This is a genomic window from Methylobacterium sp. WL18 (assembly GCF_008040015.1).
Lineage (GTDB): Bacteria > Pseudomonadota > Alphaproteobacteria > Rhizobiales > Beijerinckiaceae > Methylobacterium > Methylobacterium mesophilicum.
In genome coordinates this window covers 1-25,169 of sequence record NZ_VRVD01000026.1, presented here as the reverse complement: position 1 = coordinate 25,169, position 25,169 = coordinate 1, and the positions used below count along the sequence as shown (strand labels likewise).

Below are 25,169 nucleotides of genomic sequence, written 5' to 3'. Positions count from 1 at the left end.
GCCAGCGACAGGGCCGCCAGCCCGCCGCCGACGAGCCCGGCGCGGAAGCCGCCGCGGATCACGCAGAACGCGAGGCCCAGGATCGCCAGGATCTGGACGTTGTGGTGATCGACCCGGCCCGCCTGAAACTGGATCGCGATCCCGAAGGTCTGGGTCGCCACGAGCACCGCCAGGATCGCCGCCCGGCCCCCGAAATGCGCGTTCACGCCCCGGTACAGCAGGGTGCAGAACAGCCCGAACAGCAGCATCGGCCAGATCGCCGCCGCCAGACCTGTGGCGAGGTCGGGCCCGGCCAGGGGCGTCAACGCCCAGATCAGGCCCGCGATCGGCGCGTCCACGAGGCGTGACCAGTGGCTCGCCACGCCGTCCGGCCCCAGGAAGCGGTACTGGGTGTTGTCGTACCAGCCCTGGCCGGCCAGCAGGTCGCGCACTTCGACAAGCCGCATCGCGTCGTCGGTGTCGGGCACACGCAGGTGCCGGATCGTGTCCCACACGTCCTGCGGCGCGTTCAGCGTCGCGAGCGACAGGACGACGAGCAGCCACAGGAACGTACGCGGATCGATCCGTGCCGGCGAAGCGGCGGCCGCGGGCGGCATCGGTTCAGGTTTCCGAATGCGCCGAAAGCGAGCGCGGGAGCCATGGTGCGCGTCCGGGCTTAATGGCCGGTCAATCGACCGTGAGGCGGTTCCTTAACCATCCCTCCGCAATCTCCGCGCGAGCCGGTCCGCGATCCGGCCGGGACGGCAGCCGGAGCAGGGGATGAGCCACCACACCGAGACGCTGGTGATCGGCGCGGGGCCGGCGGGTCTTACGGCCGCTTACCTGCTGTCGAAGCAGGGGCGGTCGGTCACCGTGCTGGAGCGGGATCCGGCGCAGGTCGGCGGCATCTCCCGCACGGTCTCGCACAACGGCTACCTGTTCGATATCGGCGGACACCGGTTCTTCTCGAAATCCAAGGCGGTGGTCGATCTCTGGGACGAGATCCTGCCCAACGACTTCATCGAGCGGCCACGGCTGTCCCGGATCTACTATCGCGGCCGGTACTACGCCTATCCGCTCAAGGCGTTCGAGGCACTGCGCAACCTCGGCCTGTTCACGAGCGCGGCCTGCGTGGCCTCCTACCTGTACGCCCGCATGCGGCCGGTGCGCGACCCGAAGAACTTCCACGCCTGGGTGCGCAACCAGTTCGGCGAGCGCCTGTTCGCGATCTTCTTCAAGACCTACACCGAGAAGGTGTGGGGCATGTCCTGCGACGCGATCTCGGCCGATTGGGCGGCCCAACGGATCAAGGGCCTCGACCTCGGCGCGGCGATCCGCGACGGCATCAAGCGCTCGCTCGGCCTGCGCAAGGCGCCCAAGGCCGGCGGCCCGGTGATCAAGACGCTGATCGAGTCGTTCCGCTATCCCCGCCGCGGCCCCGGCATGATGTGGGAGGCCGCCGCCGCCAAGGTCCAGGCCCAGGGCGGGCGCGTGCTCCTCGACCGCGGCGTCGATTCGCTGTCCTACGATGCCGGCACCGGCATCTGGACGGTGGCGGCCCGCAGCGCCGACGGCAGCCGCGAGACCTTCACGGCCCGGAACGTGATCTCGTCGGCGCCGGTGCGCGAACTGGTGGACGCGATCCGCCCGCGCCCGCTCAGCACCTTCAACGCGAGGTCCCTCAAGTACCGCGACTTCCTCACGGTCGCCCTCATCGCGAAATCCCAAAAGAACTTCCCGGACAACTGGATCTACATCCACGATCCGTCCGTGCAGGTCGGCCGGGTCCAGAACTTCCGTTCGTGGTCGCCCGAGATGGTGCCGGACGACGACCATACGTGTCTCGGCCTCGAGTATTTCTGCTTCGAGGGCGACGGGCTCTGGACCGCCTCGGACGAGGAATTGGTGGCGCTCGCCAAGCGCGAGATCGGCCAGATCGGCCTGATCGACCCGGCCGACGTGGTCGATGCCTGCGTGGTCCGCCAGCCCAAGGCCTATCCGGTCTACGACGCGGATTATGCCGGCCACGTCGTCACCGTGCGGCGCGAGCTGGAGCGGGACTTCCCGAGCCTGCACCTCGTCGGCCGCAACGGCATGCACAAGTACAACAACCAGGACCACGCGATGATGACCGCGATGCTGACCGTGGAGAACATTCTCTGCGGCCGGCGCCGGCACGATGTCTGGCAGGTCAACGAGGACGCCGAATACACCGAATCCGGCGTGCAGGCGGCGTTGAGCAGCGAGCGTCTCGTCCCCCGCAAGGTCGCCTGACACGCGACAGCTGCGGGCGCGCGTCACCGGCGCAACTTGCCCGCCCGCTTGCGTCGTCTATCTCCGATCCGGAACCGTCCGAACCCAAGGGCGGCCGGGAGGATTTGAAGACGATGCGATCGCTGTTCATCGCCGCGCTCTGGGCGGGCGTCGCCCTGCCCGCCCTCGTGGCTCCGGCCCTCGCACAGGGTGCGGCGCCGGCCGAGACCAAGGCCAAGGCCGACGACCTGGAGAAGCTGCAGAACCTCCGCAGCACCGACACCCAGGCCGCCCCCGAGATCCCGCAGACCGGCCGCCGGGCCGACGCGATCCGCAAGACGCTCGGCAAGATCAAGCTGCCCGAGGGCTTCAAGATCGACCTCTACGCCGTGGTGCCGGATGCCCGCGCCATCGCGGTCGGCCCGAATGCCGGCGTGCTGTTCGTCGGCACCCGCAAGACCAAGGTCTACACGGTCACCGACCGCGACAAGGACCGGGTCGCCGACGAGGTCCGCGCCTTCGCGCCGGGCATCGCGTTCAAGATCCCCAACGGCGTCTGCTTCTCGAAGGACGGCGTGCTCACCATCGTTGAGCAGAACCGCGTGCTCGCCTTCCCGGCCGCCGAGTTCTTTTATGAGAATCCGGATGTTGCCGCCGGCATCCTCGTGAAGGAAGGGGCGCTGATCCCTGCTGGGGAAGAGAGCTTCAACCACACCGCCCGGGTCTGCCGGGTCGGGGCGGACGGCAAGACCTACATCGCGCTCGGCCAGCCCTACAACGTGCCGCCGGCCGAGAAGATGGACCTGTACAAGAAGGTCGGCATCGGCGGCATCATCCGGATCGATGCCGACGGCAAGAATCGCGAGGTTTTCGCCACCGGCATCCGCAACTCGGTGGGGATGGATTTCGCCACCGACAAGTCGCTCTGGTTCACCGACAACCAGGTCGACGGCATGGGCGACGACAAGCCGCCGGGCGAGCTGAACCACGCCACCAAGGCCGGCGAGAACTTCGGCTTCCCCTGGTACGGTGGCGGCGCGGTCCGCACCGTCGAGTACAAGGACCAGACCCCGCCCGCCGACGCGGTCGCCCCGGTCGCCGAACTGCCGCCGCACGCGGCCGACCTCGGCATGACCTTCTACAACGGCAAGCAATTCCCGGCCTCGTACAAGGGCGGGATCTTCATCGCCGAGCACGGCTCCTGGAACCGCACCGAGCCGGTGGGCGCCCGGGTGATGTTCGCCCCCATGAGCGCGGACGGGAAGCTCGGCGCGGTCAAGCCCTTCGCGGAGGGCTGGCTCACCGGCGACGGCGAGTATCTCGGCCGCCCGGTGGACGTGGCCGTGATGCTGGACGGCTCGCTGCTGGTCTCGGACGATTCCGCCGGGGCGATCTACCGGATCTCTTACGAGAAGTAGGTTTTTGGGACTTGGCGCCTCTACTCATGAGAGGCGCCACGAATCCTTCACCCCGGGCGGGCAACGGTTGCTTGTGAAGGCCGCGGCGCGCCCCCTCTCCCGTGCGGGAGAGGGTTGGGGTGAGGGACAAGGTACTTCCGGAGAGGTCGCATCCCTCACCCTGTCCCTCTCCCGCACGGGAGAGGGGACCCACGCCTCTTGCGTCGACCGTTCGTGAAACCGTCTGCCGAGTCCCGCCGATGATCCGCCCGCTTCTCCTTCTCGCCGCTCTGCTCGCCCCGCTCTCGGCCCAGGCCGGCGACGCCGCCCTCGGGCGCAAGAAGGCCAGCGCCTGCCAGACCTGCCACGGGATGGACGGCCTCTCGAAGCTGCCGGAAGCGCCGAACCTCGCCGGGCAGGTCGAGCCCTACCTCGTGAAGGCGCTCAGCGAGTACCGCGACGGCAAGCGGCAGAACGAGATCATGAACGTGGTCGCCAAGGAGCTGTCGGATGCCGACATCGCGAACCTGGCCACGTATTATGCGGGCATCCAGATCGACGTGCTGCCGCCGGGGTAGTATTTGTCTAAGATAATTATTTTATAAGGGTTTTACTTAACGATGTTCTGACATTCTATCGGGCTGGCTCAGCCCTCTATTGATTTTGTTAGTGCCCGCATTGAAAATCAAACCTATGTAATATTATTTATGCTGGTACATACATAGTCTGACCAGATAGATACTAGTTATTCGCAGCCATCAGGCTTTCTGACAATTCCCAGTTTGCAACATGCGTTTCGATAGCCGCAGTCTGGCTAGCCGATCGCTCGCGCGCGCCACCGCGTGTCGAATTTCACAGAAAAATTCATCAAGCCCTTGCGGAAAATTTCCGCACAAAATATGTGAATTTAACGAGGAGAAATTGCGTGAATGATGACGAAAAGCGCGCAAGCTTTGTGAGACTTGCGGAAGGACGGACGCAGGCGGCGCTCGATGCGATCCGAAAGCTCGGAAATTTGTCAAATCGTCGAGCTTATGAATTTTCCGAGGCCGATGTTAAAAAGATCAGCAAAGCTTTGAAAGACGCTATATCTGATCTCGAAAGACGCTTCGGCTCGTTGAATGAGCCGACCGATAGTTTCAAACTATAGGAAGCAGACATGCGACCGGAGCAACTTGGTATTGGGGATCGAAAATTTTTGATAAACCGCCTGATTCAGCAGGCGCCAATCAATGCGCTCATACGTGAATTCTTTAAGAATGCGGATGAGAATGCAGCGCTAGCGCCAATTGGTCGGCGCTTAATCCAGATTTATCCCACCGGGATTGGCGGCGTTAATAAATTGACTTTCTTTAATACTGGTATTGGCATGTCAGCAAAAGAGCTGAGAGTTGCTACCGAAATCAGTTCTTCTGTCAATAAAATGATGTCTCTCGATGGAAATTTTGGCATAGGAGCTAAAGTATCTGGTCTCGCCGCATCGCCGCATGGGATTCGTTATCGTTCGTGCAAAGGTGCTTTAGTCCACGAGGTAACCATCGGTTATGACGATGAGGAAGGTACTTATGTCCGTTTCCTTGCGCAGATGCCTGACGGAAGCTATGAAACTATCTACGACGTAACAGCTGCAGCAATACACGATGGAAAATCTACATCGGAAGACTGGACCGAGGTTGTGCTTCTTGGGCAAGATCCGTCGCACGATACGACGGCTGAGCCAATTGGCAAAGGCATAAATGTTGATCGGAGTTTCATACCGACTTCTATATTTCGACGATTTGTCAGTTTTTCGTTAGGGGTACAAGTAAAGATTGACGTCGCCATGACCAAGGGCGGCGGCAAAGGAGAAACAGGTAGATTTCGTGAACTCAAAACACTCGACGATGTTTTGGAAAAGCTTGGTAATGACGAGATCGTCAAGGATCCTGCGACAGCAGTTTCGATTCGTTACATTTACGACCCAAAGCATGAAACGTCAGGACATTCCATAAGCGCTCGCGTAAATGCAGCAACTGGTTCGACCACATTCTTGGCGCTTGTCTACCGCGGAGAGCGTTACGATTTTCGAACACAAAAAGTCTGGTCGTCGGTAGCGCCGACTTTTGGTCTTCCATTCGGTTCAAAAGTTTTGACTGTGGAGATTTGGCTCCCTGACGGCGCTGCCTATCCTAGTCAGTACCGAGACTCGTTAATGTGGCGCCACGATCGTTCAGCGCTGACAGCTGACCATTACGCATATCTTGTCCGGGAATTGATGCCCGATTGGGTGAAAGATATCATTCGTCGCGAGTCGCCTGACAACAATGACGACTTGAATGATTTGCAATTGGCCTTACAAGACTTGCTCGATGAGCTGCGTGTTCCGACAAATGTCATGAGACGCAGTCCAGAACCGACTCTTCGCACGCTACGCGATACTACAGGCACGTCAGAGCCAGAGAATACTACGATCGAGTCGGAACAAGACGAGTCTGAAGCAAATGGTCTGCTTCCACCTTCAAAGCGGGTAACGACCCGCGCATCAAAGACACTCGTTAGAACCGCGCCTGAGGGTTCTATCGCTTCCCGCCTAGCAAGCGGCCTTGAGCGTGCCCCTGAAATCAAAATTTTGGACGAAATCGATGCAATTGATGAGCATGGACTAAGTGGGAGAGCTGCTAAATTTCATGACGAAGTGAGAACTCTTTTCGTGAATGGTCGTTATCCAATTGTTTTCAAAATGGCTGATGAAATTATCAACGATTTTGCAGACGCTGATGATCTTGATGAGATCCGAAGCCTCGCATTGCAAGCATCTCGGCGTACACTTGCATTTCGCGTGGGTAAATCTACCTGCTTTGAACTAGCCAAGCGGCTCCTTGATGATTGGTCAACCGAAGATCTGGATCGCGCGACATCCCGGGAATCGCTCTCTATGGCGGCAGATGATTTTCGCCAGAGTCTTCCGTCCGCAAGGAAATGGATCAAAGACCAGATGCGAATCGCACGCGCAGCCGCCCTTACGTAGTTGTCGGACTGCGCCTTTCAGACTTTAACTTTCGTCAATCATCCATCTTCAGCGCTGCAATAAACGCCTCCTGCGGGATCTCCACGCGCCCGAACTGGCGCATCTTCTTCTTGCCTTCCTTCTGCTTGTCCAACAGCTTGCGCTTGCGCGAGATGTCGCCGCCGTAGCACTTGGCGGTCACGTCCTTGGACAGGGCCTTGATCGTCTCGCGGGCGATGATCTTGCCGCCGATCGCCGCCTGGACCGGGATCTGGAACAGGTGCCGCGGGATCAGGTCCTTCAGCTTCTCGCACATGGCCCGGCCGCGCGATTCGGCGCGGGTGCGGTGGACCAGCATCGAGAGGGCGTCCACCGGCTCGGCGTTGACCAGCAGCGACATCTTCACGAGGTCGCCCTCGCGGTAGTCGGAGACGTGGTAGTCGAACGAGGCGTAGCCCTTCGAGATCGATTTCAGACGGTCGTAGAAATCGAACACCACCTCGTTCAGCGGCAGGTCGTAGACCACCATGGCGCGCTTGCCGACGTAGTTGAGGTCGATCTGGACGCCGCGGCGGTCCTGGCAGAGCTTGAGCACGCCGCCGAGATACTCGTCCGGCGTCAGGATCGTGGCGCGGATCCACGGCTCCTCGATCAGCTCGATCTTCATCACGTCCGGCATGTCGGCCGGGTTGTGCAGCTCCTTGAGCGTGCCGTCGCGCATCTTCAGCCGGTAGACCACGGAGGGCGCGGTGGAGATCAGGTCGAGGTTGAACTCGCGCTCCAGCCGCTCCTGGATGATCTCCAGGTGCAGCAGGCCGAGGAAGCCGCAGCGGAAGCCGAAGCCCAGCGCGGCCGAACTCTCCATCTCGTAGGAGAACGACGCGTCGTTGAGCCGGAGCCGGCCCATGGCCGCGCGCAGGTTCTCGAACTCGGCGGCGTCCACCGGGAACAGCCCACAGAACACCACCGCCTGGACTTCCTTGAAGCCCGGCAGCATCGAGGTGGTCTGGCGCTTGTCCTCGGTGATCGTGTCGCCGACGCGGGTGTCGGCGACCTCCTTGATCGAGCCGGTGAAGAAGCCGACCTCGCCGGGGCCGAGCTCGCCGATCTCGGCCATCTTCGGGCGGAACACGCCGATCCGGTCGACGCCGTGGACGGCGTCCGCGCCCATCATCCGGATGGTCATGCCCTTCTTGAGCACGCCGTCGATGATGCGCACCAGCACGACGACGCCGAGATAGGCGTCGTACCAGCTGTCCACCAGCAGCGCCTTGAGCGGCGCGCTCCGGTCGCCCTTGGGCGGCGGCAGGCGGGTCACGATCGCCTCGAGCACCGCCTCGATGTTCAGCCCGGTCTTGGCCGAGATCGGCACCGCGTTCGAGGCATCGAGGCCGATCACCTCCTCGATCTGCTCCTTGACCCGCTCCGGCTCGGCGGCCGGCAGGTCGACCTTGTTGAGGACCGGGACGATCTCGTGGTTGGCGTCGAGCGCCTGGTAGACGTTGGCCAGCGTCTGCGCCTCGACGCCCTGGGAGGCGTCCACCACCAGCAGCGAGCCCTCGCAGGCGGCCAGCGAGCGCGACACCTCGTAGGCGAAGTCCACGTGGCCGGGCGTGTCCATCAGGTTGAGGATGTAATCCTTGCCGTCCTCGGCCCGGTATTCCAGGCGCACGGTCTGCGCCTTGATGGTGATGCCGCGCTCCTTCTCGATATCCATCGAGTCGAGCATCTGCTCGCTCATGTCGCGCAACGCCACGGTGCCGGTGGCCTGGATCAGCCGGTCCGCCAGGGTCGACTTGCCGTGGTCGATATGCGCGACGATCGAGAAGTTGCGGATGTTGTCGATCGGGGTTGTCATCGGCATTCCGTTCGGGCGCGCGACGGCGCGCACCGTCTGACGTCTGGGCGTGTTCGGATGGGTCGGCTCACGCGCGAGATAGCAGCGCCGCGCAGACGCGCCAAGCGCGGGGGCCGACCCGCTGCGATCGGGCCGGCCCGAACGACGAAGCGGGAGCCGGATCGAACCGGCCCCCGCCCGTCGGCAATGCTCCGCCGGTGCCGGCGGCTATGACGAGCGGTCAGCGGCCGCGATCACGGATCAGGCGCTCGATCTCGGCCTCGCCGTGGGTCCGGGCCTTCGACTCGGTGGGATGCTTCCGGTCCGAACGCTGGTGCAACTTGCCGTGCTTGCGGATGCTCCACTGGAACATCGCGCCGCTCTCGCCGACCGGCTGCACATCGAGGCTGAAGGGATAGGTGTCTGTCTGGATCTCGCTCATCGCGCGGATATGGTGCACCGGGCGGCACTTCGCCATGCCCCGGGGTGATTGGCCGCCGCCGATGTCGCCCGCTCAGGCCCCGCCGCGCGCCTGCGCCGCCATCGCGACGAGGTGCCTGCGCAGGCCGCCCATGTCGGAGACGCGCTCCGGAAAGACCACCCGCGCCGTCCGGTCGCCGGCCATCAGGTCCAGCCCCTCCGGGTCGAGCCCGCTCAAACGCCACGGCAACCCCGCCTCCGCACCCGCCGCCGCGGCGTAGAGCGCCAGCGCGTCGGCGTGGTCGGCGTTCATGTGCTCGACCGCCCCGGCCTCGCCGGCGACCACGGCCTCAGCCCCGGTGAGGTCGAGGAGCAATTCTTCGCGGATCAACGTCGCGGCCTTCGCGAAACCGCCGTTCAGGTGGCCAGACTTCGCAGTCACCGCGAAGAACCCGAAATCCGGAAAGTCGGCGTACAGCTTGGCTTTCGGATGACGCGCCAGGAAACGCGCCCGCGCCCGGGCATCGTCGGTCTGCACGGCGGTGCCGACCACGGTGAGTCGCGGATGCGCCAACGGATCGCCCTTGCCGCCCTGCGAGAACAGCAGCGAGCAGCGCGGATCGGCCAGCAGGTTCCGGGTGTGGGCCGAGAGCCGCGACAGCAGCATCAGCGGGGTGCCGTCCTGGTCGGTGGCGATGGTCACCAGCGACGCGAAGGGCGTTCCCTCCGCATCGAGGGTCGCCAGCGCCCCGGACCGGATGGTCCGCAGCAGCATCCGCGACAACCCGATCGCGTCGAACGGCGCCTCGCCTGCGGGCAGAGGACGGGCCGGCTCGCGCTGTTCCGACGCATTGGTGCTCGTCTCGCCCATCCGGTCGCCCTCGTTTTTCACCGCTGCCGCACGCCCGCCACCGTAGCGCTGCACCGCTGCGCGCACGAGCGCCCGGACCCGCGTCAGATCGGCCTTTATGGCCAAGCTATGACCGCCGCTCGCTTTTTCCGATCGGCCGTACTAAAGCACCTGTCCCGTTGCGCGAACCGGGCGGTGCCGAAACCGGCCCGGTTCGCGCTTCCGCCTGCCCCTCGGGGCCGGGATGGAGCGCGGCCCGCGCGAACAGCCGGGACCGCGCTTAAGCCCGTTCAGTCAGGGATCGCGCATGCCAACCATCGCCCTCGTCGACGACGACCGGAATATCCTGACCTCCGTGTCGATCGCGCTTGAGACCGAAGGCTACCGCATCCAGACCTACACCGATGGCGCCTCCGCCCTCGACGGTCTGCGGCACTCCCCGCCGGACCTCGCGATCTTCGACATCAAGATGCCGCGCATGGACGGGATGGAGCTTCTCCGCCGCCTGCGGCAGAAATCCGACCTCCCGGTGATCTTCCTGACCTCGAAGGACGAGGAGATCGACGAGTTGTTCGGTCTCAAGATGGGCGCGGACGACTTCATCCATAAGCCGTTCTCGCAGCGCCTGCTGGTGGAGCGCGTGAAGGCGGTGCTGCGCCGCTTCGCCAAGGAGCCGGCGGGCGCCACCCCGCGGGGCGAGGCCGACATCGCGGCCCGCTCGCTGGAGCGCGGCTCGCTGATGATGGATCCGGAGCGGCACACCTGCACCTGGAAGGGCGAGCCGGTGACCCTCACCGTCACGGAATTCCTGATCCTGCAGGCGTTGGCCCACCGGCCCGGCGTCGTGAAGAGCCGCAACGCCCTCATGGATGCCGCCTACGACGATCAGGTCTACGTCGACGACCGCACCATCGACAGCCACATCAAACGCCTGCGCAAGAAGTTCAAGGTGACCGACCAGGCCTTCGACATGATCGAGACGCTGTACGGCGTCGGCTACCGGTTCAAGGAGGCGTGATCTAAAGGATCCGCCACGTGACCGGCCACACCCCCGCCCAAGCCGAGGACGCCCCGCCGCGCCCCTCGTTCACCCAGCTCCTGTCCCGACCGCTGACCTGGCCGCGCGCCCTCTGGGACGCGATCGGCCAGCGCGCGTCGTCGAGCCTGACGCGCCGCATCGTCGTGCTCAACCTCGTCGGGTTGATCGCGCTGCTCGTCGGGTTCCTCTACCTCAACCAGTTCCGGCAGGGCCTGATCCAGGCCCGGATCCAGAGCCTGGCGATCCAGGGCGAGATCATCGCCGGCGCCATAGCGGCCTCCGCCTCGGTCGACACCGACACCATCCAGATCGACCCCGACAAGCTGCTCCAGCAACAGGCGGGGGAGCCAACCGAGGAGGAATCCCAGCCTCTCGCCTTCTCGCTCAACCCCGAGAAAGTGGCGCCATTGCTGTCGCGCCTGGTCACCCCCACGGGTAACCGCGCCCGGGTCTACGACCAGGAAGGCGGCCTGCTGTTCGACACCCGGACCCTGTTCAAGCGCGGTGACGCCGGCCGCAACGACACGATCGCGGCGAAGCCCCACAAGGCGGGCATGCTCGAATCCGCTTTTCAAGCGGTCCAGGCGAAGCTCAGCGGCCTGTTCGGCGGCCGGGGCGCTCGACCCGAGGAGACGGGGCCGGTCAACGGCCATTCGCTCCGCGAGGTCCAGGCGGCGCTCACCGGCAATCGCGGTAGCCTGGTCCGCCGCAACGCGCTGGGCGAGACCACCGTCTCGGTGGCCGTACCGATCCATCGCGCCGGCTCGGTACGCGGCGCGCTTCTGATCTCTACGCAGGGGGACGCCATCGATAGGGTGATTGCCTCGGAGCGCTTCGGTTTGCTGCAGGTGTTCCTGGTCGCCTCGGCCGTGATGGTGGTGCTCTCGGCGCTGCTGGCCGGTGCCATCGCGGGTCCGGTGCGGCGGCTGGCGGAAGCTGCGGAGAAGGTCCGCATGGGGATCAAGACCCGCGAGGAGATCCCCGACTTCACCCAGCGCACCGATGAGATCGGCCACCTTTCCGGGGCCCTGCGGGACATGACACAAGCGCTCTACCGGCGCATCGACGCCATCGAGAGCTTCGCCGCAGATGTCAGCCACGAGTTGAAGAACCCGCTGACCTCCCTGCGCAGCGCCGTCGAGACGCTGCCGCTGGCGAAATCCGATGATTCGCGCGGCCGCCTGATGGCGATCATCCAGCACGATGTGAAGCGCCTGGACCGGTTGATCAGCGACATCGCCGACGCTTCGCGGCTCGACGCCGAGCTTGCCCGGGCTGAGGCACGCCGGGTCGACCTCAAGAAGCTGCTGTCCACGGTCGTCTCGGTGGCGAACGAGCGGAGGCGCCCGAAGGATTGCCTGATCCAGCTCGACGTCGAGCCGATCGCCGATCAGGATGCGCCTTTCACGGTGATCGGCCACGACAGCCGACTGGGCCAAGTCGTCAACAACCTCCTCGACAATGCCCGCTCGTTCTCGCCCACCGAAGCGAAGGTACGGGTGGCGCTGCGACGAGTCCGCGGCGAGGTCGAGCTGGTTTGCGAGGACGAGGGCCCCGGCATTCCGGAGCACGCTCTGGAACGCATCTTCGAGCGCTTCTACACCGATCGGCCCGAGCAGGGGTTCGGGCAGAATTCGGGGCTCGGGCTGTCGATCTCGCGCCAGATCGTCCAGGCCCACCGCGGTACGATTCGTGCCGAGAACCGTCCCGGGGCACCGGACGAGGACGGCGAGCCCACGGTGCGCGGTGCCCGCTTCACCGTTCGCCTGCCGGCCGCACCGCGGCAACTCCACGCCTGATGACGACCCTGCACGCAGCCTGCGTGACCTTGGGCGAGGCCGGCATCCTGATCCGCGGCCCGTCCGGCTCGGGTAAGTCGAGCCTGGCGGTTCTCATCGCCGCGGAGGCGGATGGGGCCTTCGTGGCAGACGACCGGGTGGTCTGCGACCGACGGGCCAATACGCTCGTCGCCCGGCCCCATGAGGTGCTGGCGGGGCAGGTGGAGATCCGTGGACAGGGCATTCTATCGGCAACCGACCTGGGATTGCCGCTGCGCTGTGAGGCGCATCTGCGCCTCACGGTCGATCTCGTCGACGAACAGCCGAGGTTGCCCGATCCACCAAACGACACCCGCATTCTCGATGTGCGATTACCCCGCTTGGTTCTCGACGCCGCAGTGCGGCGGGCGGGATTATCGATGTTGCTGATTCGTGCCGCGCTGCGAAAGTCCAGTCCGTGACTTCGCAGCCGCACAGGTCATCGATTCGCGTCATGGTGGTGAGACCCCATGGCGCCGAAGGAGCGCGCATGGCATGATCGCTCTAATGTCCGAGCAAAAACGTCGCGATCGCCTTGTTGGGACCTGTGCATTGCACAACATGGCGGCAGACAGAGGACGTTGGAACACGTGTCGATGATTGGCATGGTGCTCGTCACTCACGGGCTGCTGGCGACCGAATTCAAGGCCGCTCTGGAGCACGTGGTCGGCCCGCAGGATCAGATCGAGACGATCACGATCGGGCCGGAAGACGATATGGAATTGCGACGCCGGGACATCATGTCGGCGGTCTGTCGCGTGAACACCGGCGACGGTGTGGTGGTGCTCACCGACATGTTCGGTGGCACGCCCTCGAACCTTGCGCTGTCGTGTATGAACGGCGGCTCGGTCGAGGTGGTGGCGGGAATCAACTTGCCGATGCTGATCAAGTTGGCGAGCGTTCGTGACGAGGAGAACCTCAGCGACGCCGTCCTTCACGCCCAGGAAGCCGGGCGCAAGTACATCAACGTCGCCTCCCGAGTCCTTGCCGGCAAATAAAGCTCGTTAGCCCTCTGGGGCCACGGCCATGGTGGCAGGCTGACGGCTCGTCGCGGTGATGCCCGCCGAGGCCAGAATCACTAACCCGATGGCCAGCCACTGGATGGTGCCGAGACGCTCGCCCAGCAGAGCGAAGCCGGCGCAGGCGGCCACGGCAGGTTCCAGGCTCATCAGGACGCCGAAGCGTTTGCGATCCAGGCGGCGCAGCGCGAACATTTCCAGCGAGTAGGGCAGGGCACTCGACAAGAGCGCCACCGTGAGGCCGGCCACCAGGATACCGGGGGCGAACAGGTCCAGACCGGCTTCCGCAAGGCCGAACGGCCCGGCGACCACCGCCGCGACCAGCATGCCCAGCGAGACTGCCTGACCGCCATCGATCCGTCCGGCACGTTGGCCGAACAGGATGTAGAGTGCCCAGGCAAGAGCCGCCCCGAGCGCCAGGACCACGCCGAGCGGGTCCAGTGAACTCGTCGATGCGACCGGCAGGAGCAGGCCGAGTCCCAGTACCGCGACCCCGATCCACAGGAAATCTGACATGCGACGGGAGGCGATCAACGCAATTGCGAGCGGCCCGGCGAACTCGATCGCCACCGCCGGTCCGAGCGGCAGGCGCGCGATGGCCAGGTAGAACAGGACGTTCATCAGCCCCAGGCTGATGCCGTAGAGCGCGATCCACCCGGCATCCCGCGCCGACAGGCTGCGCCGCCACGGGCGCCAGACCGCGATCAGCATCACGGCCGAGAAGCCGACCCGCAGAGACGCTGTCCCGGCGGCTCCGACGACGGGGAACAGGCTCTTGGCGACCGTGGCTCCGAATTGGAGCGAGATCATCCCGGTCACCAGTGCGATGACGGGGAGGAGAGCCGCATCCGGCCGCCACCCCGAGCGAGTGGTCACAGGATGAACCGGCTCAGATCCGCGTTGGCGGCCAGATCCTCGACCCGGGCCCGGACGTAGGCGGCGTCGATCGGCACGGTCTCCCCGGACCGGTCGGTGGCGGTGAACGAGATCTCATCGATCACCCGCTCCAGCACGGTCTGCAGGCGGCGGGCACCGATGTTCTCGACGGAGGAGTTCACCTCGACGGCGACGCGGGCCAGCGCGTCCACGGCGTCGTCGGTAAAGGTGAGGGTCACGCCCTCCGTCTGCATCAGCGCCACCGTCTGCTTGAGCAGGCTGGCCTCCGTGGAGGTCAGGATCTGGCGGAAGTCGTCCACCGTCAGAGGCTGCAACTCGACCCGGATGGGCAGACGGCCCTGGAGTTCCGGCAGGAGGTCGGAGGGCTTCGAGACATGGAAGGCGCCCGAGGCGATGAACAGCACGTGGTCGGTCTTCACCGGGCCGTGCTTGGTCGCGACCGTCGTGCCCTCGATCAGCGGTAGCAGGTCACGCTGCACGCCCTCGCGGGAGACGTCCCCGGAGGAGCGGCCCTCACGGGTGCAGATCTTGTCGATCTCATCGAGGAAGACGATGCCGTTGTTCTCGACCTCGCGGATCGCGTCGCGGATCAGTGCGTCGTCGTCGACCAGCTTGTCGGATTCCTCGGCCAGCAGCGGCGCGTAGGCATCTCGAACCAGGATGCGGCGCGGCTTGCCGCGCTGCCCGCCCAGCGCCTTGCCGAGCACGTCCCCGATGTTGATCGCCCCCATGGAGGCCCCCGGCATGCCGGGGATCTCGAACATCGGCAGACCCGACGGGGCACCCGAGGCCAGTTCCAGCTCGACTTCCTTGTCGTCGAGTTCGCTGTCACGCAGCTTGCGCCGGAAGCTGTCGCGGGTCGCCTGGCTGGCGGTGGGCCCGACCAGGGCGTCGAGGATTCGATTCTCGGCCGCCGCCTCGGCCTTGGCTTTGACGGTCTCGCGCTTCGCCTGTCGGGTCAGGCCGATCGCCACCTCCACGAGATCGCGGATGATCTGCTCGACGTCACGGCCGACATAGCCGACCTCGGTGAACTTGGTGGCCTCGATCTTCAGAAACGGGGCATTGGCCAGCCTGGCGAGGCGGCGGGCGATCTCGGTCTTGCCGCAGCCGGTCGGCCCGATCATCAGGATGTTCTTGGGCGCAACCTCCTCGCGAAGCGGCCCCGTGAGCTGCTGGCGACGCCAGCGATTGCGGAGCGCGATCGCGACGGCGCGCTTGGCGTCGTGCTGCCCGACGATGAAGCGATCGAGTTCGGACACGATCTCGCGGGGAGAGAACGTCGTCAACGCTGTGCCATCCTTGTTGTCCCGGCCTGGCCGACGCAACCGCAGGCCTGGGCCGGGAATGGGGTCGCGGCGCGCGCGACGCAAGAGGCCGGGCGCGGCCTGGGGCGTGCGTCGCCCCGTCTCAGTGACCCGCCAGCGACGGTGCGGCGTCGGGCTTGTCGTGCTTGCCGAACCGTTCGACCAGCGTCGCACTGGCGGCGTTCAAGCCGATCACGTCGACGATCCGCCCGCGGGTGCGGGCTTTCAGGACGACGCGGTCGAGCGCGGCGACCGCCGAAATGTCCCAGAAATGCGCGTCTTGCAGGTCGATGACGAGGCGGTCCACCGGCTCCAGCACGTCGATCGCCTCCGAGAAGGTGCCGGCCGAGGCGAAGAAGACCTGCCCGGCCACCCGATAGGTCCGGGTCCGGCCGTCTTCCGAGAGCGTGGAGGAGACCTGGCTCAACCGCGAGACCTTGCCGGCGAAGAACACGCCGGACAGGAGCACCCCGGCCAGCACGCCCTGTGCCAGATCCTTGGTGGCGACCACCACCAGGACGGTCGCCAGCATCACAGCCGAGGAAGGAAGCGGGTTCGTACGCAGCCGCGCCAGCGACCGCCAGGAGAAGGTGTTCAGCGAGACCATGATCATCACCGCCGTCAGCGCCGCGACCGGCACGACGGCCAGCAGGTCCTGAAGGGCCACCAGGAGCAGCAGCAGGAAGGCGCCTGCCACCAGCGTGGACAGGCGGCCCCGAGCCCCCGAGGAGACGTTGATCACCGACTGCCCGATCATCGCGCAGCCGCCCATGCCGCCGAACACGGCCGACGCCATGTTGGCCACGCCCTGGCCCATGCATTCCCGGTTCTTGTCGCTGGCGGTGTCGGTCATGTCGTCGACGATCTGCGCCGTGAGCAGGCTTTCCAGGAGGCCGACGGCGGCGAGCGTCGCCGCGTAGGGCAGCAGGATGCGCAGGGTCTCGAAGGTCAGCGGCACGTCCGGCAGCGCGAAGCTCGGCAGCGTCGAGGGCAGGGCGCCCAGATGCGAGACGGTGCGCACGTCGAGGTGGAAGATCGCCGTCACCGCGGTCAGCACCGCGATCGCCACGAGGGGCGAGGGGACGGCCCGGGTGATCCGCGGGAAACCGTAGATGATCGCGAGGCCCAGGGCGATCAAGCCGTAGGTCGCCGGCGTGACGCCCGCAAGCTCGGGCATCTGCGCCAGGAAGATCAGGATCGCCAGCGCGTTGACGAAGCCGGTCATCACCGATTGCGAGACGAACCGCATCAGCCGGCCGAGTTTGAGCAGGCCGGCGAGGATCTGGATCACGCCCATCAGGACGGTGGCGGCGAACAGGTATTGAACCCCGTGCTCGCGCACGAGATCGACCATCACCACCGCGGTCGCGGCGGTGGCGGCCGAGATCATGGCCGGCCGCCCCCCCGCGAAGGCGATCGTGCAGGCGATGACCACCGAGGCGTAGAGGCCGACCTTGGGATCGACCCCGGCGATGACCGAGAAGCCGATCGCCTCCGGGATCAGCGCCAGGGCGACGACGATGCCCGACAGGGTATCGCCGCGGATATTGGACACCCACGACCCGAGAGGGCCGCCGGTTCCGGATGAACTGCGTTGCATGATGATGAGGATCCGCACGAGACGCGCGTCCGCTCGAACGGCGGATCAAGTGGCGTCTCGGATGCGTGGTCCGGCGGATCGGCGGCCGGAAGAGCCACCCGGGCTTTCACCGGGTCCTTGCGAATGGTGCGACCCTACGAGGCATCGCACTGCGATGCAACATCGAGGCGGGATCAGGCCGCCCGCACCTGCGCTACGAAACCCGCGACTTCGTTCCCCAGGCCATCCGAACGGCGGGCGATGTCGGCCGCCGCATCGAGCACCTGTCCGGCGCTGGCGCCGGTCTCGTGGGCGGCGCCCAGCACCAGCGACATGGTCTCGGTCACGGCGCGGGTGCCGCTGGCAGCCTCGGCGATGCTGCGGGCGATCTCCTGGGTGGCGACCTGCTGCTGCTCCACGGCCGCCGCCACGCCGAGCGCGATACCGTGGACCTGCTCGATCGTGCCGCCGATCTCCTCGATGGCCGCGACGGCCGCATGGGTGGCCGCACGCATCGCCTCGATTTGGCCGGCGATCTCGTCCGTGGCCCGGGCGGTCTGGGTCGCCAGGGCCTTCACCTCGGTGGCGACCACGGCGAAACCACGCCCCGACTCGCCAGCCCGGGCCGCCTCGATCGTGGCGTTGAGGGCGAGCAGATTGGTCTGTCCCGCGATGGTCGAGATGAGCGACACAACCTGCCCGATGCCGTCGGCGCTACGGGCGAGCGCCTGGACGCTGGCGCGGGTCCGCTTGGCCGCCTCGACGGCGCCAGCGGCAGCGTCGGACGTCTGTGATACCTGGGCACCGATCTCGCTCGCGGTGGCGGCGAGTTCCTCCGTGGCGGCGGCGACCGCCTCGACATTGTGTGCGGTGGTCTCGGCGGCGCGGGTCACGACGCGCGACTGCTCATCGGTGCGCTCGGCATTGCCCGCCATGGCGGCGGCAGCGCGTTCCATGCCGGTGGCGGCGCCGGCGAGGTGATGAACCAAGCCGCCGATGCTGCCCTCGAACTGGTCTGCAAGCCCGACCATCTCGGCGCGCTTGCGGGTCACCGCCTCAGCCCCCAAGCGCTCGCGCTCCTGACGCAGCCCGTCGGCTTCCCGCATGGTACCGGCGAAGACCTGCATACTTGCCCAGATCGCCCCGATCTCGTCGCGACGGGGGTGCACATCCGGAAGCGTGTGGTCGCCCCGCGAAAGGCGCTGGATCGCCTCGGACACGGCGCGCAGCGGCCGGGCGATCTGGCGTTGGCCCACCAGGATGCCGAGCCCGCAGCATGCCACTGTGCCGAGCAGCGCCAGCGCGAATACCAGCAACGTGCGCGCCTGGAAGAGATCGCGGGTCTCGGCCTTGACCGCAGCCATCTCGGCCCGGCCGCCCGTGACCAGGGCATCGATGCTCGCCTGGAAGGCCCTGCGGTTGGACTGGTTGGCCTCGTTGAAGCCCAAATCGGCGGCGGCGCGCGGACCGGCCTCCACGCCGGCGGTGGCCAGCGCAGTCCGCAAGGTCCGGAAGGCGTCGGCGTTCCGCGCCATCGCGTCGAAGAGCGGGCGTTCCTGCTCGGTCACCCGGGGCGCCCAGTCCGCCCGCAGGACATCCATCGCGGCCAGGCCCTTACGGATGCCGGCCGCGTATTTCGTAGCCTCGGTCCGGTCGGCCGAGGCGTAGACGCCGCGGGAATCCATTGTCACCTCGGCGACGAGGCGGTTGAAGTTTGCGGCGTTCAGCGCGCGAACCGAGGCATCCTCGACCTGCGTCAGGGAGTGCTCGAAGCGCTGCAGGGTCGCGACGCTGATTCCTGTGACGACGAGCGTCGTCAGGCTGCAAGCCGCAACGAAGCCCAGGATCTTGCCACCGATCTTCATGCCGTTTCCACCCAGGGCTTTGCGGAACGATTGTGCCGGTGACGGATCAAAGCTCCGTTAAGGTGAAGTCTGTTGCCAAGCTGATGCGATTCGAATCGCCAGTCGGCGTGGTCATTCGACCGGCAGAGCGGCATCTCATCCTGTTCGATAAACGCCGAAAGTCGCCTCGCCCTTCGTCGCACCAGCCCACTTCACCGCGGCGAAGCGATCATACCGCGGCCGCATGAACCTTCTGCATCACGCCTGATAGAGGGCCTCGATCACCAGGTTGCCGTTGGTGTAGACGCAAATCTCAGCGGCGATCGTCATGGCTTTACGCACGATCGCTTCCGCGTCGAGTTCGCTATCCTCAAGGGCGCGGGCGGCTGCGAGGGCGTAGTTTCCGCCTGAACCGATTGCCATGACGCCGGTTTCCGGCTCCAGCACGTCTCCGGAACCGGAGAGCAACAGGCTGACGTCGCGGTCGGCCACCACCATCATGGCTTCGAGGCGGCGCAGGTAGCGGTCCGTGCGCCAATCCTTGGTGAGTTCGACGCAGGCGCGCGTCAACTGGCCGGGATACTGCTCCAGCTTGCCTTCGAGGCGCTCGAACAGCGTGAAGGCGTCGGCAGTCGCCCCGGCGAAGCCCCCGATCACCGCGCCCTTCGCGAGGCGCCGCACTTTGCGGGCGTTGCCCTTGACGATGGTCTGGCCAAGGCTGACCTGCCCGTCGCCGCCGACCACGACGCGTCCGCCCTTGCGGACCATCAGGATCGTGGTGGCGTGCATCTGGGGCACAGAGCCCCGGTCGTCGTACCTGAATGCGTCCTGGCTCAAAGTTCGGCTCCGATCTCGGTCCGCGCCGAGATGGGGAGCTTTGGCGGCCGCGTCCAGCCAACGGACGTCAGTCCCGACGACAGGACGCTCGCTTCCGTCGTGCCGGGCGTCGTTGCGGTGGCGCGGGGCTTTATTCGGCGACCGCCTCGGCCGCCTGCACCGGGCCGGCGTCGTGCAGGATCGATTCGGCCGCCGCCTGAGCCAGCAGGGCGTAGCCGCCGTCAGCCATGTGCAGGCCGTCCGAGGCGAAGAGCTGCTTGGCGGTGAGCTTCCCCTCGCGGACCCAGCCGTGCATCAGGTCGGCCCGACGGATGACCGGCACGTCGAGTTCAGTCCCGATCGCCCGCACCGCATCGCGGAACCGCGAAGAGCCGGGTGTCGAATCGAGTTTCGGACACCATTGCGGTTCCATCAGCACCACGTCGATGCCGGCTTCCTGGATCCGCCGGATCGCGACGGCGGTCGCCTCGTGAAAATGCTCGATGGAGACGCCGCGCAGCGGATCGTTGCTGCCGGTCTGCCAGATGACGAGCTGCGGTTCGGCCGCGATCACGTCGCGATCCAGGCGCTTCAGCATGTCGTCGACATGCTCGCCGCCGATGCCGCGGTTGATCACGGCGACATCCATGCCGCGGAGCTTCTTGCGCAGGTTGACCTGCAGGCGCGCAGGATAAGCATTGGCCGGGCTCGAAGCACCGATGCCCTCGGTCGAGGACGACCCGAACGCGACGATCTTGAGTGGCGCGCCGATGGCGATCTGCCGGGCGACGTGTGGGAGGTCCGGGCTGTCGCTCAGGTCGATGCCGAGCATGTCCAGCGAATCGGGGAGGAGGTCCGCGTAGGCGAGAACCGCGGTCGGGACCATCAGCAGGCCGCACAGAACCAATACGTCCCGCCAGCGCTTGCGGCGCGGGTTGGCGGGCGTGACGGATGTCAGGTTCTGGGACACGGGACCGATCGCTCCGCCGCTCGTTCACGACAGATACAATCTGACACAGGTCCTTGAAAAGACCGGTTCCGTTCGCGCCTTTAAGATGAAGTGAATTCGTAACGCAAAATTAAGTCCGAGACGCCGCCGAGCCCGATTGGGACGGCGTCTCGGCCCCGCCCAGGACGCGTCAGCCGGCCGGCGGCGACAGCACGAGCTTGCCCACGAAGGGTGCGTTGCGCTTGTTGTTTGCGGTGCAGGCGTAGCTGTGCTCTCCCGCATCGAGAGTGCGCAGCTTCAAGGTGCCGTGGCCGTTGGCTTTGACCGTGTAGCCCTTCTCGCTCATCACGTGGACGAGGTCGCCGTCAGCGTGCAGCAGGTGTCCCTGCTCGAACTGTCCGGGCGCCGTGAGCGTCACCGGGACATTCGCCTGGCTCACCACCTTCAGCACGACGTCGGTGTTGGCCGGCAGGCGTAGGTCGGCCGGCGCGCAGACCGGTTTGTCATCCTGAAGCGTGATGGTCAGCTCGACGGGCGGTATCACCGCGCTTGCGGGCTTGCCGAGCTGCGGGTTGTCTTCAGCGTAGGCCGCACCCGCGAGAACGGTGGCCAGGACGGCAGCGATCAGGGTCTTCTGCAAGGTCTCGGTTCTCCGGCACGACCCGCAGCCGGAGCATCGCCCCGAGAGCCGGCCGCCGGCTCTCGTAGGAAGACGACGCTCAGTTCCTCCCAGTGATCCTCGCGCTGTATTAAATATTCACCGCGAGGATCAAAGCGCGCGGGTCTCTCGCCGGCAATGAGGTGATGGAGCCAGGGTTCCGGTGCGCGACGCCGTGGCTCAAGTTGGGCCGATGGAATGCGCCGATGACGTCCTGTGCCCAGCAAAGATGGCAGGGTCTGACGTTTTATTATCGCGGGTGCAGATTTCGGCACGATCGATGCGACCGGACTTAACGGGTCTCCGGATGGGTGGCGGGATCCTGGTGCTGGGCTTCGAGGGTGGAGTCCGGACCGGCCGCGAGCCTCGTCTGCCGTCCCATGGTCGATCGCTTGCGCATCGCGATTCTCACGCATTCGACCCATCCCCGCGGTGGCGTGGTCCACGCTCTGGCGCTCGGTGAGGCACTGTGTGACCTCGGGCATGAGGCGGTGGTCCACGCCCCAGACCCGACCGGACGCGGCTTCTTCCGGGATGCACGCTGTCCCGTGGTCTCGGTCGCGGCCAAGCCCGTTGCTGAACCGACGTCAGCGCTGGTCCAGTCACGGATCGCTGATTACCTGTCCCACTTCTCGACGCCGGCTGCCTGTGACTTCGACATCTTCCATGCGCATTGCGGCATCAGCGGTAATGCCCTGGCGACCCTGACTCGCCGCCGTCTGATCCCCGGCTTCGTCCGCACGGTCCACCACATCGATACGCTGACAGACCCGCAGATGAGCCAGTTGCAGGAACGGGCGATCGTCGATGCAGGGCGGCTGCTCTGCCTGAGCGCGACCTGGGCTGCGGCTCTCGCGGCCGAATATGGCGCACGGGCCGACGTGGTCGGCAGCGGCGTGGATGGTGCCGTCTACACCCCCGAGCCTTCGGCCGGCGATCCGGCGTTGCGCGAGCGCCTCGGGTTCGGGGCAGGGCCGGTCTTCCTCAGCGTCGGCGGGTTCGAGGCGCGCAAGAACACGCTGGCGATCATCGCGGCCTTCGCGCGCCTGCGCCGTCGTATCCCGGCCGCACAACTCGTGATCGCGGGCGGTGTCTCGCTCCTCGACCATGCCGGCTACGAAGCCCGGTGCTGCGCAGCCCTGGAGCGCGAAGGGCTGGAGGTCGGTCCCGGAAAGCCGGTGATCAGGACCGGGCCGATCGCCCAGGCGGATATGCCGGGGCTCTACCGCATCGCGGATACGCTGGTGTTTCCGTCACCACAGGGAGGCTACGGCCTATGCGTTCTGGAGGCGATGGCCTGCGGCACGCCCGTCATCGTCTCGGCACCGTCGCCCTTCACGAAACAGCCGAACGCCGCAGCGGCACTTGCAGCTCAGCCCGACGATCCCGATGCGATCGCCGCCGCCATGCAGGCGAGCCTAGAGCCATCGCGACGCGTCCGCCTGCGCGCCACCGGTCTGGAGGTCGCCCGGGCCCAGACCTGGGACGCCTGCGCCACACGTCACCTGCCGACCTACGCGTCGTTCGCCCCCGGTCCGGCCCCGCTTTCGGCGATCGCCACGGGATCCGCCGCCTGGAACACCACCCGGATCCCCGGCGATGCCTGAGATGCGTTTCCATATCCGATGGCCGGACGGCAGCCGCGAGGCCTGCTATTCACCGTCGCTGATCATCAAGGACCATTTGTCGGTCGGCCAGGATTACACCCTCGACGAGTTCCTGGCGCTGATCCGCCTCGCTCTCGGCGGCGCGAGTGACAAGGTCCGTGAGCGGTACGGCTTCCCCTGCGGGCGGGCGGAGTCGCAGCTTGCCCGGATCGAGGACGCCGCACGTCGTCAGGTGCCGGGCACGGTGCATATCGAGGCGTTCGAGGAATGATCGTTTCGAGATCGCCCATGGCGCACGCGGGGCGACCCGATCGAAGCTGGCTGCTCATATGATTGCTTGACACCCCGCCAGCCCGTGTCGAACCGACACAGCGCAGATCTCGGTTGAGGCGGCGTTCTCCGATAACCCGATCTGCCTGGACGAGGCGCAACCGATGATCATCCGGATCGCCACGGCTCTCTTCGTGCTGGCCATCCCCACGGTGGCCCAGGCGCGTCCGTCCAGCACGACCATGACCTGCCAGCAGACCGTCCGGCTGGTCCAGACCCGTGGTGCCCTGGTCCTCGGGACCGGCGGCCAGACCTACGACCGGTTCGTCCGGGACCGGTCGTTCTGCGAGCCGACCGAGGTCGCGCGGCGCGCCTTCCGGCCGACCCGCGACAACCCGACCTGCCTGATCGGCTACACCTGCTACGAACCCGGCGCGGACGATTGGCCCGGCGAGGGTTTCTAGAGCGTCATCCCGAAATCTGGCCGCCCGCTTTCAGAAAGACGGTGATGCGCTGGCTCGCGCGGTTACGGCCTGCCGACCTCAGCGACCGCCGGCCGCTTCCTCCAGGGTCACGATCACGCGCCTATCCCCCGCCCTGCGGCTGAAGCCCGCGGCATCGAGGTGCTCGAGGAGCGGGATCGAGTACTTTCGCGAGATCCCGAGGGCCGCCCCGGCCTCCCGGGCCAAAAACCCGGTTTCCGGCGTCGTCGCGTTCGGGAATGCCTCGGCCAGCCGCGTGCGGGCGACCGAGACCGCGTCGCGGTGGAACAGCACCGCCCGGCGCTGCACCCGGTCGATGGCGCGGATCACCGTGCCGGCGCCGACCAGATAGGTCAGCGCCTCCCGGCGCCGGACATCGCGGCCGACCGCCTCGGTCTCATCGGGCGGATTGAGGCCGGCGCGGCGGAACAACTGCTCGAGTTTGCGCGCGGTCTCGCTCTCGTTGCGGGCCGGATCGAAATCGGACCTGCGCCAGAGTGCGCCGGCCTGAACCGTGCCTCCCGTGCCGGCGAGGTCACGCAGGACCAGGCTAGCCAGGACCTCGGGAATCGACAGCTGTCGGGCGAGGCGCTCCAGCGCGATGCCGTGCTCCATCGGGTTGTCCCGGTGATGCTCGCTGAGCGCTGCCAACGCCGCGGCTCGCAGCGTTGCGAAGGCGGGAGCCCCGATGAAGCGGTCGCCGAGCTCCCGGGCGCCGGAAGCCGTAAGGATCCGTCGAACCCGCTCGGTTCCGATGCCGGCCGCGCGGGCGAGTTCCGGCAAAGTCGCCCCCGCTGGACCGGCCTGCGACAGACGGACCGTCACCGCGTCCGCCGGTTTCCCGGTCGCCACCGCGCTGAAGTCGGCCAACACCCGGGCATCGTGCCGCCGTCGCCGACGGCTCACCGGATCGAGCACGCGGCCGCCGGCCACGGTCGCAGGCGGGGAATCGAGACGGAGCACGAACGGCTCGCGCGCCGGCACGGTGATCGGCTCGGCGAGGTGCAACTGCGCCGGCGCGGTCGCGCCCGGCTCCAGCGTGTCGCGGTCCAGCAAGCGCAGGCGGGCCTCGACCTCCGTGGTCCCGAACAGGAGCCGGCATGCGCTGCCGCCCGGCAAGGCGGCATCCGCGCTGGCCGCGGCGGTCAGCGCCACGTCGAGCC

The 25,169-nt window shown here is 66.3% G+C and carries 23 protein-coding genes, 1 pseudogene and 1 other annotated feature; of the genes and pseudogenes, 12 read left to right on the top strand and 12 right to left on the bottom strand.

From position 1 onward, the window contains the following. A pseudogene (locus tag FV228_RS04910) lies at positions 1–596 on the bottom strand (hypothetical protein); the annotation flags it as partial. A 163-nt stretch (positions 597–759) separates the two neighbouring features. Between FV228_RS04910 and FV228_RS04905 the strand changes: the two are divergent. The 5 genes from FV228_RS04905 (at position 760) to FV228_RS04880 (ending at position 6,636) form a co-directional block, all read left to right on the top strand. Further along, positions 760–2,253 (top strand): NAD(P)/FAD-dependent oxidoreductase, encoded by a 1,494-nt coding sequence (locus tag FV228_RS04905; protein WP_147853561.1) that lies wholly within the window; start codon positions 760–762, stop codon positions 2,251–2,253. Positions 2,254–2,366: 113 nt separating this feature from the next. After that, positions 2,367–3,650 carry a PQQ-dependent sugar dehydrogenase gene (locus tag FV228_RS04900; protein WP_147853560.1) on the top strand — a complete coding sequence of 428 codons (1,284 nt, stop codon included), beginning with the start codon at positions 2,367–2,369 and terminating at the stop codon, positions 3,648–3,650. A gap of 239 nt (positions 3,651–3,889) precedes the next feature. Further along, complete coding sequence (locus FV228_RS04890) at positions 3,890–4,207, top strand: cytochrome c (RefSeq protein WP_147853558.1); 318 nt, start codon at positions 3,890–3,892, stop codon at positions 4,205–4,207. A gap of 347 nt (positions 4,208–4,554) precedes the next feature. Beyond that, positions 4,555–4,779 carry a hypothetical protein gene (locus FV228_RS04885; RefSeq protein WP_147853557.1) on the top strand — a complete coding sequence of 75 codons (225 nt, stop codon included), beginning with the start codon at positions 4,555–4,557 and terminating at the stop codon, positions 4,777–4,779. 9 nt (positions 4,780–4,788) lie between these two features. Beyond that, positions 4,789–6,636 (top strand): hypothetical protein, encoded by a 1,848-nt coding sequence (locus tag FV228_RS04880; RefSeq protein WP_147853556.1) that lies wholly within the window; start codon positions 4,789–4,791, stop codon positions 6,634–6,636. Between the two features lie 34 nt (positions 6,637–6,670). Here the strand turns inward: FV228_RS04880 and lepA are convergent, their stop codons facing one another. From lepA to FV228_RS04865, 3 genes are all read right to left on the bottom strand, one after another. Then, positions 6,671–8,473: a translation elongation factor 4 gene (gene lepA, locus FV228_RS04875; RefSeq protein WP_147853555.1), complete on the bottom strand. Its 1,803-nt coding sequence runs from the start codon at positions 8,471–8,473 to the stop codon at positions 6,671–6,673. A 220-nt stretch (positions 8,474–8,693) separates the two neighbouring features. Beyond that, a complete protein-coding gene (locus FV228_RS04870) occupies positions 8,694–8,894 on the bottom strand; it encodes a hypothetical protein (RefSeq protein ID WP_147853554.1) in 201 nt (66 codons plus the stop codon). 72 nt (positions 8,895–8,966) lie between these two features. Beyond that, a complete protein-coding gene (locus tag FV228_RS04865) occupies positions 8,967–9,743 on the bottom strand; it encodes a DUF2470 domain-containing protein (protein ID WP_147853563.1) in 777 nt (258 codons plus the stop codon). Between the two features lie 286 nt (positions 9,744–10,029). On the opposite strand from FV228_RS04865, the gene FV228_RS04860 reads away from it, so the two are divergent. The 4 genes from FV228_RS04860 to FV228_RS04845 all read left to right on the top strand — a co-directional run bounded on the left by FV228_RS04860 (position 10,030) and on the right by FV228_RS04845 (position 13,576). Continuing rightward, positions 10,030–10,740 (top strand): response regulator transcription factor, encoded by a 711-nt coding sequence (locus FV228_RS04860; RefSeq protein WP_147853553.1) that lies wholly within the window; start codon positions 10,030–10,032, stop codon positions 10,738–10,740. Positions 10,741–10,820: 80 nt separating this feature from the next. Further along, positions 10,821–12,560, top strand: coding sequence for a sensor histidine kinase (locus FV228_RS04855; RefSeq protein ID WP_238259576.1), 1,740 nt, complete (start codon positions 10,821–10,823; stop codon positions 12,558–12,560). Beyond that, positions 12,560–13,000, top strand: coding sequence for an HPr kinase/phosphatase C-terminal domain-containing protein (locus tag FV228_RS04850; protein WP_147853551.1), 441 nt, complete (start codon positions 12,560–12,562; stop codon positions 12,998–13,000). Before FV228_RS04855 ends, FV228_RS04850 begins: the two co-directional genes overlap by 1 nt. Before the next feature lie 174 nt (positions 13,001–13,174). Next, the gene (locus tag FV228_RS04845; RefSeq protein WP_147853550.1) at positions 13,175–13,576 is read left to right on the top strand and encodes a PTS sugar transporter subunit IIA; all 402 of its coding nucleotides are present in this window, start codon (positions 13,175–13,177) and stop codon (positions 13,574–13,576) included. A 6-nt stretch (positions 13,577–13,582) separates the two neighbouring features. On the opposite strand, the gene FV228_RS04840 is transcribed toward FV228_RS04845, so the two are convergent. From FV228_RS04840 to FV228_RS04810, 7 genes are all read right to left on the bottom strand, one after another. Next, entirely contained in the window at positions 13,583–14,407 is an 825-nt protein-coding gene (locus FV228_RS04840) for a DMT family transporter (RefSeq protein WP_147853549.1), read from the bottom strand. Positions 14,408–14,469: 62 nt separating this feature from the next. Further along, positions 14,470–15,783: an ATP-dependent protease ATPase subunit HslU gene (hslU, locus tag FV228_RS04835; protein WP_147853548.1), complete on the bottom strand. Its 1,314-nt coding sequence runs from the start codon at positions 15,781–15,783 to the stop codon at positions 14,470–14,472. Between the two features lie 121 nt (positions 15,784–15,904). Then, positions 15,905–17,401, bottom strand: coding sequence for a SulP family inorganic anion transporter (locus FV228_RS04830; RefSeq protein ID WP_147853547.1), 1,497 nt, complete (start codon positions 17,399–17,401; stop codon positions 15,905–15,907). A gap of 64 nt (positions 17,402–17,465) precedes the next feature. After that, positions 17,466–17,521: a sequence feature (sul1 is cis-regulatory element that is thought to sense ions involved in sulfur or methionine metabolism; They are found in Alphaproteobacteria), on the bottom strand. Between the two features lie 53 nt (positions 17,522–17,574). Continuing rightward, complete coding sequence (locus FV228_RS04825) at positions 17,575–19,245, bottom strand: methyl-accepting chemotaxis protein (protein ID WP_147853546.1); 1,671 nt, start codon at positions 19,243–19,245, stop codon at positions 17,575–17,577. 237 nt (positions 19,246–19,482) lie between these two features. Beyond that, positions 19,483–20,013, bottom strand: a complete 531-nt coding sequence (gene hslV, locus FV228_RS04820) for an ATP-dependent protease subunit HslV (RefSeq protein WP_147853562.1) — start codon at positions 20,011–20,013, stop codon at positions 19,483–19,485. Between the two features lie 178 nt (positions 20,014–20,191). After that, on the bottom strand, positions 20,192–21,010 hold the full coding sequence (locus FV228_RS04815; RefSeq protein WP_147853545.1) for an SGNH/GDSL hydrolase family protein: 819 nt from the start codon (positions 21,008–21,010) through the stop codon (positions 20,192–20,194). Positions 21,011–21,179: 169 nt separating this feature from the next. Continuing rightward, positions 21,180–21,629 (bottom strand): anaerobic typically selenocysteine-containing protein, encoded by a 450-nt coding sequence (locus FV228_RS04810; protein ID WP_147853544.1) that lies wholly within the window; start codon positions 21,627–21,629, stop codon positions 21,180–21,182. Positions 21,630–22,027: 398 nt separating this feature from the next. Here FV228_RS04810 and FV228_RS04805 point away from each other — a divergent pair, with 398 nt between their 5' ends. From FV228_RS04805 to FV228_RS04795, 3 genes are all read left to right on the top strand, one after another. Then, positions 22,028–23,254, top strand: coding sequence for an MSMEG_0565 family glycosyltransferase (locus FV228_RS04805; RefSeq protein ID WP_147853543.1), 1,227 nt, complete (start codon positions 22,028–22,030; stop codon positions 23,252–23,254). Then, entirely contained in the window at positions 23,247–23,525 is a 279-nt protein-coding gene (locus FV228_RS04800) for an MSMEG_0570 family nitrogen starvation response protein (RefSeq protein ID WP_147853542.1), read from the top strand. The genes FV228_RS04805 and FV228_RS04800 overlap by 8 nt, the downstream gene beginning before the upstream one ends. Positions 23,526–23,688: 163 nt before the next feature. Beyond that, positions 23,689–23,988: a hypothetical protein gene (locus FV228_RS04795; RefSeq protein WP_147853541.1), complete on the top strand. Its 300-nt coding sequence runs from the start codon at positions 23,689–23,691 to the stop codon at positions 23,986–23,988. Positions 23,989–24,066: 78 nt separating this feature from the next. Here FV228_RS04795 and FV228_RS04790 read toward each other — a convergent pair. Continuing rightward, the coding region (locus tag FV228_RS04790) for a SelB C-terminal domain-containing protein (RefSeq protein WP_187277638.1) at positions 24,067–25,169 on the bottom strand (1,103 nt) is incomplete at its 5' end.